We start from the raw sequence: 16,328 nt of genomic DNA on the forward strand, positions 1-16,328 counted from the left end.
CTATCGATCAGCCTGCCCCTGCCCCGCAGAGTGGCAAAAAAAAACCCGGCGCCAGGGCCGGGTTGCAGGGAAAAGCAGCGGCTTTACGCGCCCAGGTAGGCCTTGCGTATGTCCGGGTTTGCCAGCAGGTTGGCGCCGGTGTCCTGCATGACCACACGGCCGGTCTCCAGCACATAGCCCCGGTCCGCCACCTGCAGCGCCTTGTTGGCGTTCTGCTCCACCAGGAAGACGGTGACGCCCTGGTCGCGGATGGTGCGGATGATATCGAAGATCTGGGCGATGATCAGCGGCGCCAGGCCCAGGGTGGGTTCGTCCAGCAGCAGCAGCGAGGGCCGCGTCATGAGCGCTCGGCCAATCGCCAGCATCTGCTGTTCGCCGCCGGACATGGTGCCGGCGCGCTGGCCGGCGCGCTCCTTCAGGCGCGGGAACAATTCGTAGACGTGGGCCTCCCCTTCTTCGATCTGGCTGCGGTTCAGGAAGAAACCTCCCATCTTCAGGTTTTCGGACACGGTCAGGTCCGAGAACACGCGCCGGCCTTCGGGCGAGATGGCGATGCCTTTGCGCATGATGCGGTGCGTGTCGGCCTGGGTGATGTCCTCGCCGTTGAAGGTGATGGTTCCCGAACTGGCCCGCGGCGAGCCGCAGACCGTCATCAGCAAGGTGGTCTTGCCGGCGCCGTTGGCTCCGATCAGGGTGACGATCTCGCCCTTGTTGACCTCCACGCTGACCTGGTCGAGCGCCTGGATGGCGCCGTAATGGGTGGATACAGAGTCCAGCTTCAGCACTTATTCTTCCCCCAGATAGGCTTTGATGACGCGCGGATCATTGCGCACCTCGTCGGGTTTGCCGGTGGCGATGGGTTTGCCGTATTCCATGACCAGAATGCGGTCGGACACGCCCATCACCAGGCTCATGTCGTGCTCGATCAGCAGCACGGCCACGTCGAATTCGCGGCGCAACTGGTCGATGAGGTGCTGCAGGTCGCGTTTTTCCTGGGGATTGAGGCCGGCGGCCGGCTCGTCCAGCATCAGCAGGCGCGGCTTCGTGATCATGCAGCGGGCGATTTCCAGGCGGCGCTGGTGGCCGTAGGCCAAGTTGCCTGCCTCGCGGTTGGCCATGTCGGTCAGGCCCATGAAATCCAGCCACTGCGCGGCGCGTTCCTTGGCCTGTTTTTCCGAGCGCTTGTACTTGCCCAGGTTCAGCAGGCCCGCCAGGAATCCGGCGTTGAGCTGCTGGTGCTGGGCCACCAGCAGGTTCTCCAGCACCGTCAGTTTCTTGAACAGGCGCACGTTCTGGAAGGTGCGCACCAGGCCCTTCTGGGCCACCTTGTGGCTGGCCAGGCCGTGAATGGGCTGGCCGTCCAGAAGGACGGTTCCCGACGTGGGCTTGTAGAAGCCGCCCACGCAGTTAAAGACCGTGGTCTTGCCTGCGCCGTTGGGACCGATGATGGCGAAGACTTCGTCCCGGCCCACTTCGAAATCCACCGAATCCACGGCCAGCAGGCCGCCAAAGCGCATGCACAGGCCCGAAACACTCAACAATGAACTCATGCGTGCAACTCCACGTGAGGCCGTTTCACGGGCAGCAGCCCCTGCGGACGCCAGGCCATCATGACCACCATCACAACACCGAAAATCAACATGCGGTACTCCGCGAATTCACGTGCCAGCTCGGGCACCACGGTCAGCACGATGGCCGCCAGGATGACGCCCACCTGCGAACCCATGCCGCCCAGCACCACGATGGCCAGGATCAGGGCCGATTCGATGAAGGTGAAGGATTCGGGGTTGACCAGGCCCTGGCGGGCGGCGAAGAAAGCGCCGCCGAAACCGGCGAACATGGCGCCCATGGTGAAGGCCGACAGCTTGATCGTGGTGGGGTTGAGCCCCAGCGAGCGGCAGGCGATCTCGTCCTCGCGCAGCGCCTCCCACGCCCGGCCTATGGGCATGCGCACCACGCGGCTGGACACGAACAGGGTGATGAGCGCCAGGGCCAGGGCCATCAGGTACAGGTACACGACCACGTCCTGGTTGCTGAAGGACCAGCCCATCAGGTCATGGAAGGTCGTCTGCCCTTCGGGAGCGCGGCGCATCATGGGAAAGCCGAACACGGTGGGCTTGGGAATGCCGGAGATGCCGTCCGGGCCGCCGGTGACGTTGTACAGGTTGATCAGCAGCAGGCGGATGATCTCCCCGAAGCCCAGGGTGACGATGGCCAGGTAGTCGCCGCGCAGGCGCAGCACCGGAAAGCCCAGCAGGAAGCCGAACAGGGCCGCCATGCCGCCGGCCAGCGGCAGCGCTTCCCAGAAACCCCAGCCCGCGTAGTGGTACAGCAAGGCGTAGGTGTAGGCGCCCACGGCGTAGAAGCCGACAAAGCCCAGGTCCAGCAGGCCCGCAAAGCCCACCACGATGTTCAGGCCCAGGCCCAGCATGACGTAGATGAGCACCAGCGTGGCGATGTCCACCTGCGCGCGGCCGCTGAAGAAAGGCCAGACCACGGCGGCCGCCACCACCAGGTACAGCAGGACCCGCTTGGTCTGCATGTTCAGTTGCGGCAGGGTCCAGCGGCTCTGGCGACTCTTGCCGATCTTCAGGCTGGGCCGTATGAGCTGCGCCACGAAGACGATGCCCATGCCGAGCAGGATCATGTTCCAGTCGGTTTCTATATGGGTATTCATGCCGGCGCGCACGATCTGCAGGCCGAAGACCGGCGCCACGATGATGCCCGCCAGGATGGCGGCGATGAATGCGTTGCTGAAACGATTGGCCATCAGACTTTCTCCACCTCGGGTTTGCCCAGCAGGCCCGTTGGACGGAACAGCAGGATGAAGACCAGCAGCAGGAAGGCGACGATGTCCTTGTACTGCGAAGAAATGAAGGCGGCGGCGAAGGTCTCGGCCAGGCCCAGCAGCACGCCGCCCAGCATGGCGCCGGGGATGCTGCCGATGCCGCCCAGCACGGCGGCGGTGAAGGCCTTGATGCCGGCGATGAAGCCGATGAAGGGGTTGAGCTTGCCGATCGCGGTGGCGATCAGCACTCCACCTACGGCGGCCAGCATGGCGCCGATGACGAAGGTGAAGGAGATGATCTTGTTGGTGTCTATGCCCAGCAGGTTGGCCATGCGCAGGTCCTGCGAGCAGGCGCGCGAGGCGCGGCCCAGGCGCGAATACTTGATGTAGAAGCTGAGCATGACCATCAGCACCACCGTGACCACGATGATCATGACGCGCGAGTACGGGGCGGTCACCACGAAGCCGTCCTGTCCCAGGGCGAACTGGAACGAGCCCGAGAGCAGCGTGGGCACGGCCATGTCGCGCGCGCCCTGGCCCAGGGCCACCCAGTTCTGCAGGAAGATGGACATGCCGATGGCGGAGATCAGCGGCACCAGGCGCGGGCTGCCGCGCAGCGGCGCATACGCGACCTTCTCGATGGCGTAGCCGTAGACGGCGGTCACCAGCACGGCGACCAGCAGCATGATGAGGATAATGAGCCAGATCGGCAGGCCCGAGCCCACGCCGATGGCGGTCAAGGTCACCAACCCCACGTAGGCGCCGATCATGTAGATCTCGCCGTGCGCGAAGTTGATCATTCCGATAATGCCATAGACCATTGTGTAGCCGATGGCGATCAGTGCGTAGATAGCGCCCAACGATAATCCGTTGAACAGCTGCTGCACGATCTGAGGGAGTAAATCAGACATGCTTTTTTGCTTCCGTTGAGTCCGTCATTCTTGTTTTAAGGCTTTGTGGGCGCCCAATGGCAATGCCCCCGTTCTTGGTGTCGAGCGGGGGCATCGCAAACCGGATTTACCTGTTCACCAGACTGAAGTTGCCGTCCTTGTCCCACTTGAAAACGGCGAATTCAAAATGCTTCAGGTCGCCCTTGGCGTCGTATTCTACCTTGCCGATGGCGGTATCGAACGAATTGGCATGCATGTAGTCGGCCGCTTTGGCGGAATCCTCGCCCACGGCGTTGATGGTGTCGGCGATGATCTGCACCGCGGCATAGGCCGGGAAGGTGAAGGCGCCGTTCGGGTTGCGCTTGTAGGTGGTGAAGTTCTCCATCACTTTTTCATTGCCCGGCATTTTGGTGAAGTCCGTGGGCAGGGTCACCAGCAGGCCTTCCACCGCGGGGCCCGCGATGGCCACCAGGTCGCGGTTGGCCACGCCTTCAGGACCCATGAACTGGTTCTTCAAGCCCTGCTCGCGCGCCTGGCGCAGCAACAGGCCCAGTTCGGCATGGTAGCCGCCGAAATAGATCAGGTCGGGATTGGCGCCCTTGAGCTTGGTGATCACGGCCGAATAGTCACTGTCGCCCACGTTGATGCCTTCGAACATCACGATGTTCATGCCCTTCTTGGTCAGGGCGTCGCGCACCTGGCTGGCCACGCCCGAGCCGTAGGTCTGCTTGTCGTGCAGCACGGCGATGGTCTTGGGCTTGAGCACGTCGGCAATGTAATCGGCGGCGAAGGGGCCTTGCTGGTCATCCCGGCCTATGGTGCGGAAGAAGTAATGCGGCTTGATGGTGTCGGTGACCAAGGGGGACGTGGCGCCGGGGGTGATGGCGACGATGCCTTCCTGTTCATACACGGTGACCGCGGGCACCGTGGGGCCCGAGCAGGCGTGCGCCACGGCGAACTTCGCGCCCGAATTGACCACGCGGTTGGCCGCCGGCACCGCCTGCTTGGGCTCGCAGGCATCATCGATCAGCAAAGGCTCCAGCTTTTTGCCTTTCACTCCGCCTGCCGCGTTGATGGCGTCGATTGCGGTCAGTGCGCCTGCCTGGATCTGATCGCCGTACTGGGTGGACGGGCCGGTCATGGGTTGCGGAATACCGATTTTGATGGTGTCCGCAGCAGAGGCGGTGCCCATGGCGAGGATGGCGGCCAGGGCTGCAATGCCAGGGGTAAAGCGTAGAGTCCGTTTCATACCTGCTATCTCCCGAAACCGGCGTGTAACCGGCAGTGGCTTGGAAAAATTATCGTTCTGGCGCGCGGGCTGGCTTCCGTTGCCCCTGCGTCAGGCGAACTCATTGTCGCGGAGTGCTACAAACACTGTCACTTCGGATAAGCCCTACTGCGGGCCAGAAGCTGTCCGGGCATGCGGCGAAGGCACAATGGCCGGATGCCGGGTGCGTTTGAATCCGGACCGCTGCTATGAAAGGTCGATTGCCGTGCTCAGTGGCTGCGTATTTGAATATATCTGAATGTGATGATTTGGTAACTGGAGTTTCTTGATGAAATTATTTGCCAATAAAAAATGCAATATTTCAAAACGTTCAATGAAAAACCCGGCTGTGAGCCGGGTTTTATGCGATTGCCGCCGCCGAATGGCGAGCGTGCAGGGTCAGGAAAATTCGCGAGCCAGCTCGGCGGCGCGCTCTCGAGCGGCGCGCACGGCGCGCTGCACCAAAGCGGGAAAATCGCCCTGGCCAAGCACGCTCAGGGCGGCGGCGGTGGTGCCGCCTTTGGAGGTGACGCGTTCGCGCAGCACGGCGGGCGGCTCCGGCGCCCACGGGGCCAACTGCGGGGCGCCAGTGAGGGGGCCAAGGCAAGCTGGCGGGCCTGATCAGGAGTCAGGCCCTGCTCCACCCCGCCCTGGATCAGGGCTTCCAGGAAAAGAAAGACATAGGCCGGACCGCTGCCCGACAGCGCGGTGACCGCGTCGATGGCCGCATCGTCCTGCACCCAGACCACTTCGCCCACCGAGCCCAGCAACTGCCTGGCGATGGCCTTGTCGGCCTCGTCCACCTGCTCCATGGCCATCAGGCCGGTAATGCCGCAGCCGATGAAGGCCGGCGTATTGGGCATGCAGCGGATGACGCGGGTGAACGGCGCGTCCGGCTCGCCCAGCCATTGAGCGATGGCGGTGGCGGGAATGCCGGCGGCCACGCTGATGACCAGGGTGTCCGGCTGCAGGTACGGCTTGCAGGCCAGCACGGTTTCCTTCATGACCTGGGGCTTGACTGCGAAGACCCAGATGCGCTGGCCGGACAGGGCGGGGCCCGGCTGGGTCGCCGTCTGGACGCCTTGCTGGGCCCAGGATTCCAGGGCCTGCGGGTTGATGTCCAGGGCCAGCACGTCCGGGCCGCCGCAGCGCTTGCCGATCAGGCCGGCCGCCAGTGCGCTGGCCATGTTGCCGGCGCCGATAAAAGCCAGCTTGAAGGGGGTGTCATGTGGATTCATCATCTCTCCATTATACGGGTCCGCCGGGACCGGCAGCCAGGCTCTTGAGGGTAAGTCGTCATTGACCCCCGGGCCCCAGTGGGTACATTCACGCGATCGTCATATACAAGTCATAAACTTGGCACCCGATGACTGCTACATCCTAGCGGTACCTTTTATACAGGAGAAAGTTCGATGCGAACGAAACTATTTGCTCTGTCCCTGGCCGGACTGATTGCTTCCATTGGCACGGCCCATGCCGCCACGGAGATCCAGTTCTGGCACTCGATGGAAGGAGCCCTGGGCGATCGCGTGGACAAGCTGGTCAACGATTTCAACAAGTCTCAGTCCGACTACCAGGTCAAGGCCTCGTACAAGGGCCCTTATGGCGAATCCATGAACGCCGGCATCGCGGCCTTCCGCGCCGGCAACGCGCCCGACATCCTGCAGGTTTTCGAAGTGGGCACCGCCACCATGATGGCTGCCAAGGGCGCCATCCAGCCCGTGCAGGAAATGTCCGAGAAAGCCGGCAACCCCATCAACCCCAAGGATTTCCTGGGCGCTGTGGCCGGCTACTATTCTTCCAATGAAGGCAAGCTGGTCTCCATGCCCTTCAACAGCTCCACGCCGGTGCTGTACTACAACAAGGACGCCTTCAAGAAGGCCGGCCTCGATCCCGAGAATCCGCCCAAGACCTGGCAGGAACTGCAGGCCGCCGCCAAGAAGCTGCGCGATGCCGGCCAGGAATGCGGCTATACCGCGTCCGGGCCGTCCTGGATCCTGCTGGAGAACTTCGACGCCTGGCACAACAGTCCTTTCGCCAGCGAGAACAACGGCTTCGGCGGCCCCAGCGCACGCCTGAAGCTGGACAGCCCCCTGTTCGTCAAGCACATGAGCTTCCTGGCCGACATGGCCAAGGAAGGCACCTGCACCTATGGCGGACGCGGCGACACGGCCAACGCCTTGTTCACGTCGGGCAAGTGCGGCATGTTCACCGGCTCCAGCGGCAATCGCGCCAACATCATCAAGACCGGCGAGTTCCAGTTCGGCACCAGCAGCCTGCCCTACTACAGCGACGTGCAGGGCGCGCCGCAGAATTCCATCATCGGCGGCGCCTCGCTGTGGGTCTTCGCCAAGAAGTCCGACGAGACCTACAAGGGCGTGACCGAGTTCTTCAAGTTCATCTCCAGCCCCGAGCAGGCGGCGGCCTGGCACCAGGACACCGGCTATGTGCCCGTGACCTCCGCCGGCTATGAAAAGACCAAGGAGTCGGGCTACTACGACAAGAACGTGGGCGCCGACGTGGCCGTCAAGCAGCTCGACGCTGCGACCACCGACAACTCGCGCGGCATCCGTCTGGTCTCCCTGCCCCAGATCCGCGACATCGAGGACGGTCTGATGGAACAGATCTTCGCCGGCAAGGTGACGCCGGAAGAAGGCCTGAAAGCCATGCAGAGCCGCGGCAACGAGTTGCTGGAGCGCTTCGAGAAGAGCGTGAAGTAAGCCCTGCCCGCTTCGGCGGGTGGTTTACAATCGGGCGTATGATTCTGGGATCATGGTCTCGCCTGCCTCCGTCATGAACATGGGGAGCGCACGCCGTGAAACATGGCAGATTCATACGCTCTTCTGTTTCCTGTCATGCCCCGGCTCGCGATCCGAGCGGCGGCCCCACCCCTCGCGTTGATATCTCATGGAAAAACGTGTCGTATTTCGCCACAAGACACTTCCTTACCTGCTGCTGGCCCCGCAACTGGCCATCACCGTGATCTTCTTTTTTCTGCCCGCCGGCCAGGCGCTCTGGCAGGCTTTCCATCTGGAAGATCCCTTCGGCCTGTCCTCCCAGTTCGTGGGCCTGGACAATTTCCGCGAGCTGTTCAGCAACGCCGAGTACATTGCCTCCTTCGAGACCACGGCGGTCTTCTCGATCGCGGTGGCCGCGGTGGGTCTCGCGGTTTCCCTGCTGCCGGCCGTCATGGCCAACCGCGGGGTGCGCGGCGCGCTGGCCTACCGCACCTTGCTGATCTGGCCCTACGCCGTCGCCACGGCCGTTGCCGGGGTGCTGTGGCTGTTCCTGTTCTCGCCCTCGGTGGGGATCGTGGCCGTGTTCCTGGTGGAGATGGGCCTGAAGTGGAACCCGCGTCTGAACAGCGACGACGCCATGATGCTGGTGGTGCTGGCCTCGGTCTGGAAGCAGATATCCTACAACTTCCTGTTCTTCCTGGCCGGCCTGCAGGCCATTCCGCGCTCCCTGATCGAGGCCGCGGCCATTGACGGCGCAAGCCCGGCGCGGCGCTTCTGGAGCATCGTCTTTCCCCTGCTCTCGCCCACCACCTTCTTCCTGCTGGTGGTCAATGTCATCTACGCCTTCTTCGACACCTTTGCCATCATCGACGTGGTCAGCCAGGGCGGGCCGGGCGAATCAACCTCCATCCTGGTCTATCGCGTGTACAACACGGGTTTCCGCGCCCTGGACATCGGTTCCTCGGCGGCCCAGTCCGTGGTGCTCATGGCGGTGGTCATCGCCTTGACCATCATCCAGTTCCGCTACATCGACCGCAAGGTCAACTACTCCTGACGAGCGCCAAGGAAGATTGTCATGATTGAACGCCGTCCCGTCCTCGATTTCATCACGCACCTGATCCTGATTCTGGGCGTGGTGATCATCGCCCTGCCCTTGTACGTCACCTTCGTCGCTTCCACCCAGACCGCCGCCGAAGTGGCGCGCGCGCCCATGTCGTTGCTGCCGGGCTCGCATTTCATCGAGAACTACACCGTCGCCTTGACCGGCGCGGCCACCAACACGCCGGCCGTGGGCCGCATGCTCATCGTCAGCACCGTGATGGCCTTGGGCATCGCCCTGGGCAAGATCGCGATCTCCATGCTCTCGGCCTTCGCCGTGGTGTATTTCCGCTTTCCATTCCGCATGCTGTTCTTCTGGATGATCTTCATCACCCTGATGCTGCCGGTGGAAGTGCGCATCATGCCCACCTACAAGGTGGTGGCCGACTTGAACCTGCTCAACAGCTACGGCGGGCTGATCCTGCCGCTGATCGCCTCCGCCACGGCCACCTTCCTGTTCCGCCAGTTCTTCCTGACCGTGCCGGACGAACTGGTCGAGGCCGCCCGCATCGACGGCGCCGGCCCCATGCGCTTTTTCAAGGATGTGCTGCTGCCCCTGTCCAAGACCAGCATCGCCGCCCTGTTCGTGATCCAGTTCATCTATGGCTGGAACCAGTACCTCTGGCCGCTGATCATCACCACGCACGAAGACATGTATCCCATCGTGGTGGGCATCAAGCGCATGATTTCCGGCGGGGACAGCGTCACCCAGTGGAACGTGGTCATGGCCACCGCCCTGCTGGCCATGCTGCCGCCGGCCTTTGTCGTGATGCTGATGCAGAAATGGTTCGTCAAAGGTCTGATCGACTCCGAAAAGTAACCCCCAACAGGCTCAACTGAATGGCTACCTTAAGTTTTCAAGGCGTCAAGAAAACCTATCCCAATGGCGTCGCCGTCATTCACGGCATAGACATGGACATCCAGGACGGCGAATTCGTCGTCATCGTCGGCCCCTCGGGCTGCGGCAAATCCACCCTGATGCGCATGGTCGCGGGCCTGGAGTCCGTCACCAGCGGCGAGATCCGCATCGACGGCAAGGTCGTGAACGAACTGGAACCGGCCGAGCGCGACATCGCCATGGTGTTCCAGAACTATGCGCTCTATCCCCATATGTCGGTCTTCGACAACATGGCCTATGGCCTGAAGATCCGCAAGTTCTCCAAGGCTGATATCAAGCAGCGCGTGGACGCCGCCGCCGCCATCCTGGAACTGGGGCCGCTGCTGGAGCGCCGTCCTGCGCAACTGTCAGGCGGCCAGCGCCAGCGCGTGGCCATGGGGCGCGCCATCGTGCGCGAACCCAAGGTGTTCCTGTTCGACGAACCCCTGTCCAACCTGGACGCCAAGCTGCGCGTGCAGATGCGCCTGGAGATCCAGAAGCTGCACCAGCGTCTGCGCACCACCAGCCTGTATGTCACGCATGACCAGGTGGAGGCCATGACCCTGGCCCATCGCATGGTCGTCATGAACCACGGCGTGCCCGAGCAGATCGGCACGCCGGCCGAAGTCTTCGACAAGCCAGCGTCCGTGTTCGTGGCCAGCTTCATCGGCTCCCCGCCCATGAATCTGCTGCCCGTCCAGGTATCCGAAAAAGGACTGATCAGCGACGACAATGGCCAGCCGCTGCAGTTCGGCCCGGAACTGGTTCCGGCGGGCTTATACGGCCACAAGGCCTACTTGGGCATACGGCCCGAACACATACGCCTGCATGCCCCAGGCCTGACCACGCAGGTGGAAATGGTGGAGATCCTGGGTTCGGAGCAGTTGCTGCACCTGGCGCACGGGGACTACCGCCTGGTGGTGCGCTGCCCGGTGGAACAGACTCGCGACTACCCCATCCAGTTGGGCGAGACCATCCAGGTCGGCCATATGCCGCCTCATCCGCTGCACTGGTTCGATCGCGAAACGGGCCGGCGCATCGAGGCCTGATCTCCCGATCATGCACGGATAAAAAAACCGGCCTCAAGGCCGGTTTTTTTATGTGGCGGACAGCGTCCGACCGAGCGGCTTACTTGCCGTAGACCGTCTTGCTGCCGTCCGCATGCCAGGTGAACACATCGAACTTGAAGTTGTTCAGGTCGCCCTGCTTGTTCCAGCTGATGTCGCCGATGGGCGTCTTCACGGTGTTGGCGTGCAGGTAGTCGGCGACCTTGACGGGATCGTCCACGCCGGCGCCCTTGATGCCTTCGGCAATCGCCTGGGTGGCGGCATAGGCCGTCAGCTGGAAGGCGCCGCTTGCATCGCGCTTCTTGTCCTTGAAGGCCTGGACGATGGCCTTGTTGTCCGGATCCTGGGTGAAGTCGGCGGGCAGCGTCAGCAGCATGCCTTCCACGGCCTTGCCGGCGATGGCGTTGATGTCGGGGTTGCCGACGCCTTCAGGACCCATGAACTTGGCGTTCACGCCTTGTTCGGCGGCCTGGCGCAGCAGCAGGCCCATCTCGGGGTGGTAGCCGCCGAAATAGACGAAGTCGGCGCCGGAGGATTTCAGCTTGGTGATGACGGCGGAGTAATCGCTGTCGCCCGCGTTGATGCCCTCGAAGATGGAAACGGTGGTGCCGGCCTTCTGCAGCTCGGAGCGCACCGCAGAGGCGATGCCCTGGCCATAGGATTGCTTGTCGTGCAGGACGGCGACGTTCTTGGGCTTGATATGCTCCAGGATGAACTTGGCGGCGGCCGGGCCTTGCTGGTCGTCGCGGCCGATGGTGCGCAGGATCATCTCGTAGTTCTTGCCGTCGGTGACCGCGGGCGCGGTGGCCGAGGGGGTGACCATCAGCACGCCTTCGTTGTTGTAGATATCGGTGGCGGCGATGGTGGCGCCGGAGCACACGTGGCCCACGACGTAGTGAATCTTGTCATTGACGATGCGGTTGGCCACGACCGGGCCTTGCTTGGGTTCGCAGGCATCGTCCACCGTGACGGCCTGGAGCTGTTTGCCCAGCACGCCGCCGGCTGCGTTGATCTGCTCGATGGCGGTATCCACGCCCTGCTTGACCATTTCGCCGTATTGCGTGACCGCGCCGGTGAAGGGGCCGGCAATGGCGATGCGGATGGTATCGGCATGGGCAGCGCCGGACAAGAGCAGACCCGTTGCCAGGCTCATGGCCGCTGCAACAGGAGTAAAACGAATTTTCATAGAAAACACCTCCGTGATTGTGCAAGAGAGCATACACCGAGAACGGCGGCGCATGCCCTCCTGCATCCGGCAAATCAGGGTTTTCTATAGGGTGTTTGAAAACCATTGCACCCTGAAGCCGGAATCACTGCAGCAGGCTGCGCAGCATCCAGGCGTTCTTCTCGTGCACGTCCAGACGCTGGGTCAGCAGGTCGGCGGTGGGCTGGTCGTCGGCCGCGTCGGCGCGATCGAAAGCCGTGCGCGCGGTACGGGCCAGCGCTTCGTTGCCCTTGACCAGCAGTTCGATCATGGTGGTGGCGTCGGGCACGGACTTGGGCTGGGAAATGGAGGACAGCTTCTCGAACTCGGCGTACGTGCCGGGGGCGTAGTGGCCCAGGGCGCGGATGCGTTCGGCGATGTCGTCCAGCGCCTGCCACAGTTCGGTGTACTGCGTCATGAACAGTTCATGCAGCGTCTTGAACATGGGGCCGGTGACGTTCCAGTGGAAATTGTGCGTCATCAGGTAGACCGTGTACGAGTCGGCCAGCACCTTGGACAGCTCCTGGGCGACGGCGGCGCGATCGTTGGACGAGATGCCGATGTCGATGTTCAGGACGCTGCTGGAGGCGGCGGGCTTGGCCGGTTTGGCGGCGGCCTTGGCAGGGGCGCTGGCGGCTTTCACGGCCTTCTTGGCAGGGGCTTTCTTGGCGGGCGCCTTGGCCGGGGCCTTGACGGCGACGGCGGCCTTGTCGTCAGCGGCGGCGGACGCTGCTGCGCTGGTATCGGCGGGCTTGGCCTGGGTCGCCTTGGTAGCCTTGACGGATTTACTCACTGTTTTCACGGCTTTTGCCATAATGGACTCCTGTTGAACAGAGGGCTAAATAATACCTGGGGCAGAATAACACGCACAGGGCGCGCTGCTCAGGTTAATTCTGGATAAGGGAAACTGCCGCTGTATTCGACTTTCAGGTAGTTCACCCCAGCCAGCCCGCTTTCCATGATGCCACGGGTCAATGCGTCGATGGCGGAGGTGCGGGGAAAACTCTTACGCCAGATCAGGGCGATGCGCCGGTCGGGCACGGGGTTCTTGAACGGCACGTAGGCCAGCAGATCGTTGGCCTGCCCTGGAGAGGACAGGGAGCTGGCCGGAAGCACGGTGACGCCTATGCCGGTGGCCACCATGTGGCGTATGGTTTCCAGCGAGGAGCCTTCGAAGGTGCGCTGTATGCCTTCGCTGGAGGCCGAAAAGCGCGAGAGCTCGGGACATACGCCCAGGACCTGGTCGCGAAAGCAATGGCCCGCGCCCAACAGCAGCATGGTCTGCTCCTTGAGCTCTTCCGGGTCCACCTCCTTGCGCTTGGCCCAGGGGTGATCGTGCGGCACGGCCACCACGAAAGGCTCGTCGTACAGCTCGCGTATCATCAGCCCGGTCTCGGGCAGCGGCAAGGCCACGATGGCGCAGTCGATCTCGCCCTGGCGCAGCAGCTCCAGCAGCCGCACGGTTAAGTTCTCCTGCAGCAGCAAGGGCATCTGGGGCGTCAGTTCGATCTGCTTGGGCACCAGCCGCGGCAGCAGGTACGGGGCGACGGTGTAGATGATGCCCACGCGCAAGGGGCCGGCCAGCGGATCGTGGCCCTGGCGGGCGATCTCGCGCAGGTTGGCGCCCTCTTCCAGCACCTTCTGCGCCTGCGCCACGATGCGCAGTCCGATGGGCGTGATGCCCACCTCGGTGCCGCCGCGCTCGAAGATGACCACGCCCAGCTCATCCTCCAGCTTCTTGATGGCCACCGACAAGGTCGGCTGGCTGACGAAGCAGGCCTCGGCGGCGCGCCCGAAGTGGCGCTCGCGCGCCACGGCGACGATGTACTTCAGCTCGGTCAATGTCATGGCAATTCCTTGTGCAAAACCGAATTTATGATTCAACTGCGCAGCAATTCTTCCCTGCCCTTCATCCAGCGCTGCAGATGGGCCCGGGCGTGATCCGGATAGCGGCTGCGGAACTCCGCGACCAGCTCCTGGGCCTGCTCGATCAGGTCTTCATCGGATTCCAGGCTGGCGAAGCGCAGCACGGCCTGCCCCGACTGGCGCATGCCCATGAATTCGCCCGGGCCGCGCTGTTCCAGGTCGCGGCGCGCGATCTCGAAGCCGTCATTGGTTTCGTACATCGCCCGCAAGCGCTGGCGCGCCACGGCCGACAAGGGCGTCTGGTACAGCAGCACGCAGACCGACTGCACCTGCCCGCGCCCTACCCGCCCGCGAAGCTGGTGCAGTTGCGCCAGGCCGAAGCGCTCGGCGTGTTCGATGATCATCAGCGAGGCGTTGGGCACATCCACGCCCACTTCGATCACGGTGGTGGCCACCAGCACGTCCAGTTCGCCGTCGCGAAAGGCATCCATGACCTGCGCCTTGTCCGTGGCCGACAGGCGTCCGTGTATCAGCCCGACGCGCAAGGGCGCCAGCGCCTGGGCCAGGGCTGCATGCGTGTCCACGGCCGTCTGCAATTGCAGCGCTTCGCTTTCTTCGACCAGGGGACAGACCCAGTAGGCCTGGCGGCCCTGCGCGACCTCGGCGCGCACGCGCGCCATGATTTCCTCGCGCCGGCTGTCTTCGGCGAGCTTGGTGATGACCGGGCTGCGCCCTGGCGGAAGTTCGTCGATGACCGAGACGTCCAGATCGGCGAAGAAAGCCATGGCCAGCGTGCGCGGGATGGGCGTGGCGCTCATGTTCAGTTGGTGCGGCAGATACGGGCGGCCCTGCTCGTCGACGGTGTCGACCTTGAGGTTCAGCTCCAGGCGCTGGCCCACGCCGAAGCGGTGCTGCTCGTCCAGGATGACCAGGCCCAGGCGCTGGAAGCTGACCTGCTCCTGGATCAGCGCCTGGGTGCCTATCACCAGCTTGGCCTGCCCGGAGGCGATGGACTCATAGGCCTGGCGGCGCGCCTTGGCGCCCAGGCTGCCCGTCAGCCAGGCCAGCTCCACGCCCAGCGGCTCGAGCCAGCCGCGCATCTTCAGGTAGTGCTGTTCGGCCAGGATCTCGGTGGGCGCCATCAGGGCGACCTGAAAGCCGCTGGCGATGGCCTGGACGGCGGCCATGGCGGCCACGATGGTCTTGCCGCTGCCCACGTCGCCCTGCAGCAGGCGGTGCATGGGATAGGAGCGCAGCATGTCTTGCCCGATCTCGGTCACGGCGCGCTGCTGGGCCCCGGTCAGCAGGAACGGCAGCGAGGCGGCCAGCGCGCGGGCCAGCTCGGAGTCCTGCGCGGTCAGGGGCGCGGCGCGCTGCGCCTGGCGCGCGGCGCGCGCTTCCGCCAGGGACAATTGCTGCGCCAGCAATTCGTCGAACTTGATGCGGTTCCAGGCCGGGTGGCCGCGCTCGAACAGATCGTCGTAGCTCAGGTCGGGCGGAGGATAGTGCAGCAGCCGTATGGCCTGCGCGAAAGGCATCAGGCCATGCTTGCGGCACACGGCTTCGGGCAGCGTGTCGCTCAGATCGGCATGATCCAATGCGTGGGCGATGGCCTTGCGCAACTGGTCCTGGGACAGGCCGTCGGTGGTCGGATAGACAGGCGTCAGGGCGCGGGCCAGCGGCGCGCCGGCTGCCGAGACCTTGGGGTGCACCATCTCCAGTCCGTGAAAGCCCTGGCGCACCTCCCCGCGCACGCGCAGGGGCTTGCCGGCTTGCAATTGCTTCACCTGGCTGGGGTAGAAATGCAGCCAGCGCAAGGTCAACTGGCCGGTATCGTCGGCGATGCGGGCATGCAGCTGGGCGCGGGGCCGGGCTTGCACGTCCGTGCTGATGATTTCGCCTTCGATCTGGGCCATCTTGCCCGGATACAGATGGGCGATGGGCTCGATCCGGGTCTCGTCTTCGTAGCGCAAAGGCAGGTGCACCACGAAATCCGCCGGTTCGCGCAGACCCAGCTTGTCGAACTTCTGATCGAGGGAGACGGCCTTCCGGGCGGAGGGCCGTTTGGCCTGGCGAACAGGCCTGTCTGCGATCATGGCTGCCGGGAGGTCAGAGGTGCAGGATGGCCTCGACCTCGAACTGAGCGCCCTTGGGCAGGCTGGCCACGCCGATGGTGGAGCGCGCGGGGAAAGGCTGGGGGATCAGCTCGGCCATGATGGCGTTGGCGCTGGCGAACTTGCTCAGGTCGGTCAGGAACAGATTGAGCTTGACGATGTCGTCCAGGGAACCGCCGGCCGCCTGGACGACGGCTTCCAGGTTGGCGAAGGCCTGGCGGACCTGGCCTTCGAAGTTTTCGGAAACCAGTTCGCCCGTGGCGGGCTCCAGGCCGATCTGACCGGACAGATAGACTGTCTTGCCGCCGGATGCGACGATTGCCTGGGAATAAGGGCCTACGGCGGCGGGAGCGGCATCGGTGAATACGACTTGCTTGGTCATGGTTAGAACCTCTGATGAGTGGTTTACTATCAGAGTT

General features: G+C 63.7%; 14 protein-coding genes and 1 pseudogene. 4 read left to right on the forward strand and 11 right to left on the reverse strand.

All coding sequences use genetic code 11. The annotated features are described in order from the left end of the window. Window positions 1-83 precede the first annotated feature (83 nt). The 6 genes and pseudogenes from ACWPWO_RS17930 to proC form a co-directional block, all read right to left on the reverse strand. On the reverse strand, window positions 84-785 hold the full coding sequence (locus ACWPWO_RS17930) for an ABC transporter ATP-binding protein (protein WP_394059786.1): 702 nt from the start codon (window positions 783-785) through the stop codon (window positions 84-86). After that, entirely contained in the window at window positions 786-1,550 is a 765-nt protein-coding gene (gene livG, locus ACWPWO_RS17935) for a high-affinity branched-chain amino acid ABC transporter ATP-binding protein LivG (RefSeq protein ID WP_454007742.1), read from the reverse strand. It abuts the gene before it with no gap. After that, window positions 1,547-2,770, reverse strand: a complete 1,224-nt coding sequence (gene livM / locus ACWPWO_RS17940; RefSeq protein ID WP_454007743.1) for a high-affinity branched-chain amino acid ABC transporter permease LivM — start codon at window positions 2,768-2,770, stop codon at window positions 1,547-1,549. The genes livG and livM overlap by 4 nt, the downstream gene beginning before the upstream one ends. Beyond that, window positions 2,770-3,699 (reverse strand): high-affinity branched-chain amino acid ABC transporter permease LivH, encoded by a 930-nt coding sequence (gene livH, locus ACWPWO_RS17945; RefSeq protein ID WP_394059783.1) that lies wholly within the window; start codon window positions 3,697-3,699, stop codon window positions 2,770-2,772. The genes livM and livH overlap by 1 nt, the downstream gene beginning before the upstream one ends. Window positions 3,700-3,805: 106 nt before the next feature. After that, on the reverse strand, window positions 3,806-4,927 hold the full coding sequence (locus ACWPWO_RS17950; protein WP_454007744.1) for a high-affinity branched-chain amino acid ABC transporter substrate-binding protein: 1,122 nt from the start codon (window positions 4,925-4,927) through the stop codon (window positions 3,806-3,808). Between the two features lie 417 nt (window positions 4,928-5,344). After that, a pseudogene (gene proC / locus ACWPWO_RS17955) lies at window positions 5,345-6,183 on the reverse strand (pyrroline-5-carboxylate reductase). A gap of 174 nt (window positions 6,184-6,357) precedes the next feature. Between proC and ugpB the strand changes: the two are divergent. The 4 genes from ugpB (at window position 6,358) to ACWPWO_RS17975 (ending at window position 10,707) form a co-directional block, all read left to right on the forward strand. Continuing rightward, complete coding sequence (gene ugpB / locus ACWPWO_RS17960) at window positions 6,358-7,665, forward strand: sn-glycerol-3-phosphate ABC transporter substrate-binding protein UgpB (RefSeq protein ID WP_454007745.1); 1,308 nt, start codon at window positions 6,358-6,360, stop codon at window positions 7,663-7,665. Window positions 7,666-7,852: 187 nt separating this feature from the next. Continuing rightward, on the forward strand, window positions 7,853-8,737 hold the full coding sequence (ugpA, locus tag ACWPWO_RS17965; RefSeq protein ID WP_454007746.1) for a sn-glycerol-3-phosphate ABC transporter permease UgpA: 885 nt from the start codon (window positions 7,853-7,855) through the stop codon (window positions 8,735-8,737). A 21-nt stretch (window positions 8,738-8,758) separates the two neighbouring features. Further along, entirely contained in the window at window positions 8,759-9,601 is an 843-nt protein-coding gene (gene ugpE, locus ACWPWO_RS17970) for a sn-glycerol-3-phosphate ABC transporter permease UgpE (RefSeq protein ID WP_454007747.1), read from the forward strand. A 20-nt stretch (window positions 9,602-9,621) separates the two neighbouring features. After that, window positions 9,622-10,707, forward strand: a complete 1,086-nt coding sequence (locus tag ACWPWO_RS17975; RefSeq protein ID WP_454007748.1) for a sn-glycerol-3-phosphate import ATP-binding protein UgpC — start codon at window positions 9,622-9,624, stop codon at window positions 10,705-10,707. 79 nt (window positions 10,708-10,786) lie between these two features. Here ACWPWO_RS17975 and ACWPWO_RS17980 read toward each other — a convergent pair whose 3' ends face one another. From ACWPWO_RS17980 to ACWPWO_RS18000, 5 genes are all read right to left on the reverse strand, one after another. Then, entirely contained in the window at window positions 10,787-11,911 is a 1,125-nt protein-coding gene (locus ACWPWO_RS17980; protein ID WP_454007749.1) for a branched-chain amino acid ABC transporter substrate-binding protein, read from the reverse strand. A 124-nt stretch (window positions 11,912-12,035) separates the two neighbouring features. Next, a complete protein-coding gene (locus tag ACWPWO_RS17985; protein WP_454007820.1) occupies window positions 12,036-12,572 on the reverse strand; it encodes a Dps family protein in 537 nt (178 codons plus the stop codon). A gap of 239 nt (window positions 12,573-12,811) precedes the next feature. Beyond that, a complete protein-coding gene (locus ACWPWO_RS17990) occupies window positions 12,812-13,777 on the reverse strand; it encodes a LysR substrate-binding domain-containing protein (protein WP_454007750.1) in 966 nt (321 codons plus the stop codon). A gap of 32 nt (window positions 13,778-13,809) precedes the next feature. After that, entirely contained in the window at window positions 13,810-15,891 is a 2,082-nt protein-coding gene (recG, locus tag ACWPWO_RS17995) for an ATP-dependent DNA helicase RecG (protein ID WP_454007751.1), read from the reverse strand. Window positions 15,892-15,904: 13 nt separating this feature from the next. Continuing rightward, window positions 15,905-16,291 carry a Rid family detoxifying hydrolase gene (locus ACWPWO_RS18000; protein ID WP_394059773.1) on the reverse strand — a complete coding sequence of 129 codons (387 nt, stop codon included), beginning with the start codon at window positions 16,289-16,291 and terminating at the stop codon, window positions 15,905-15,907. Window positions 16,292-16,328 lie beyond the last annotated feature (37 nt).

The organism is Alcaligenes sp. Marseille-Q7550, assembly GCF_965112015.1.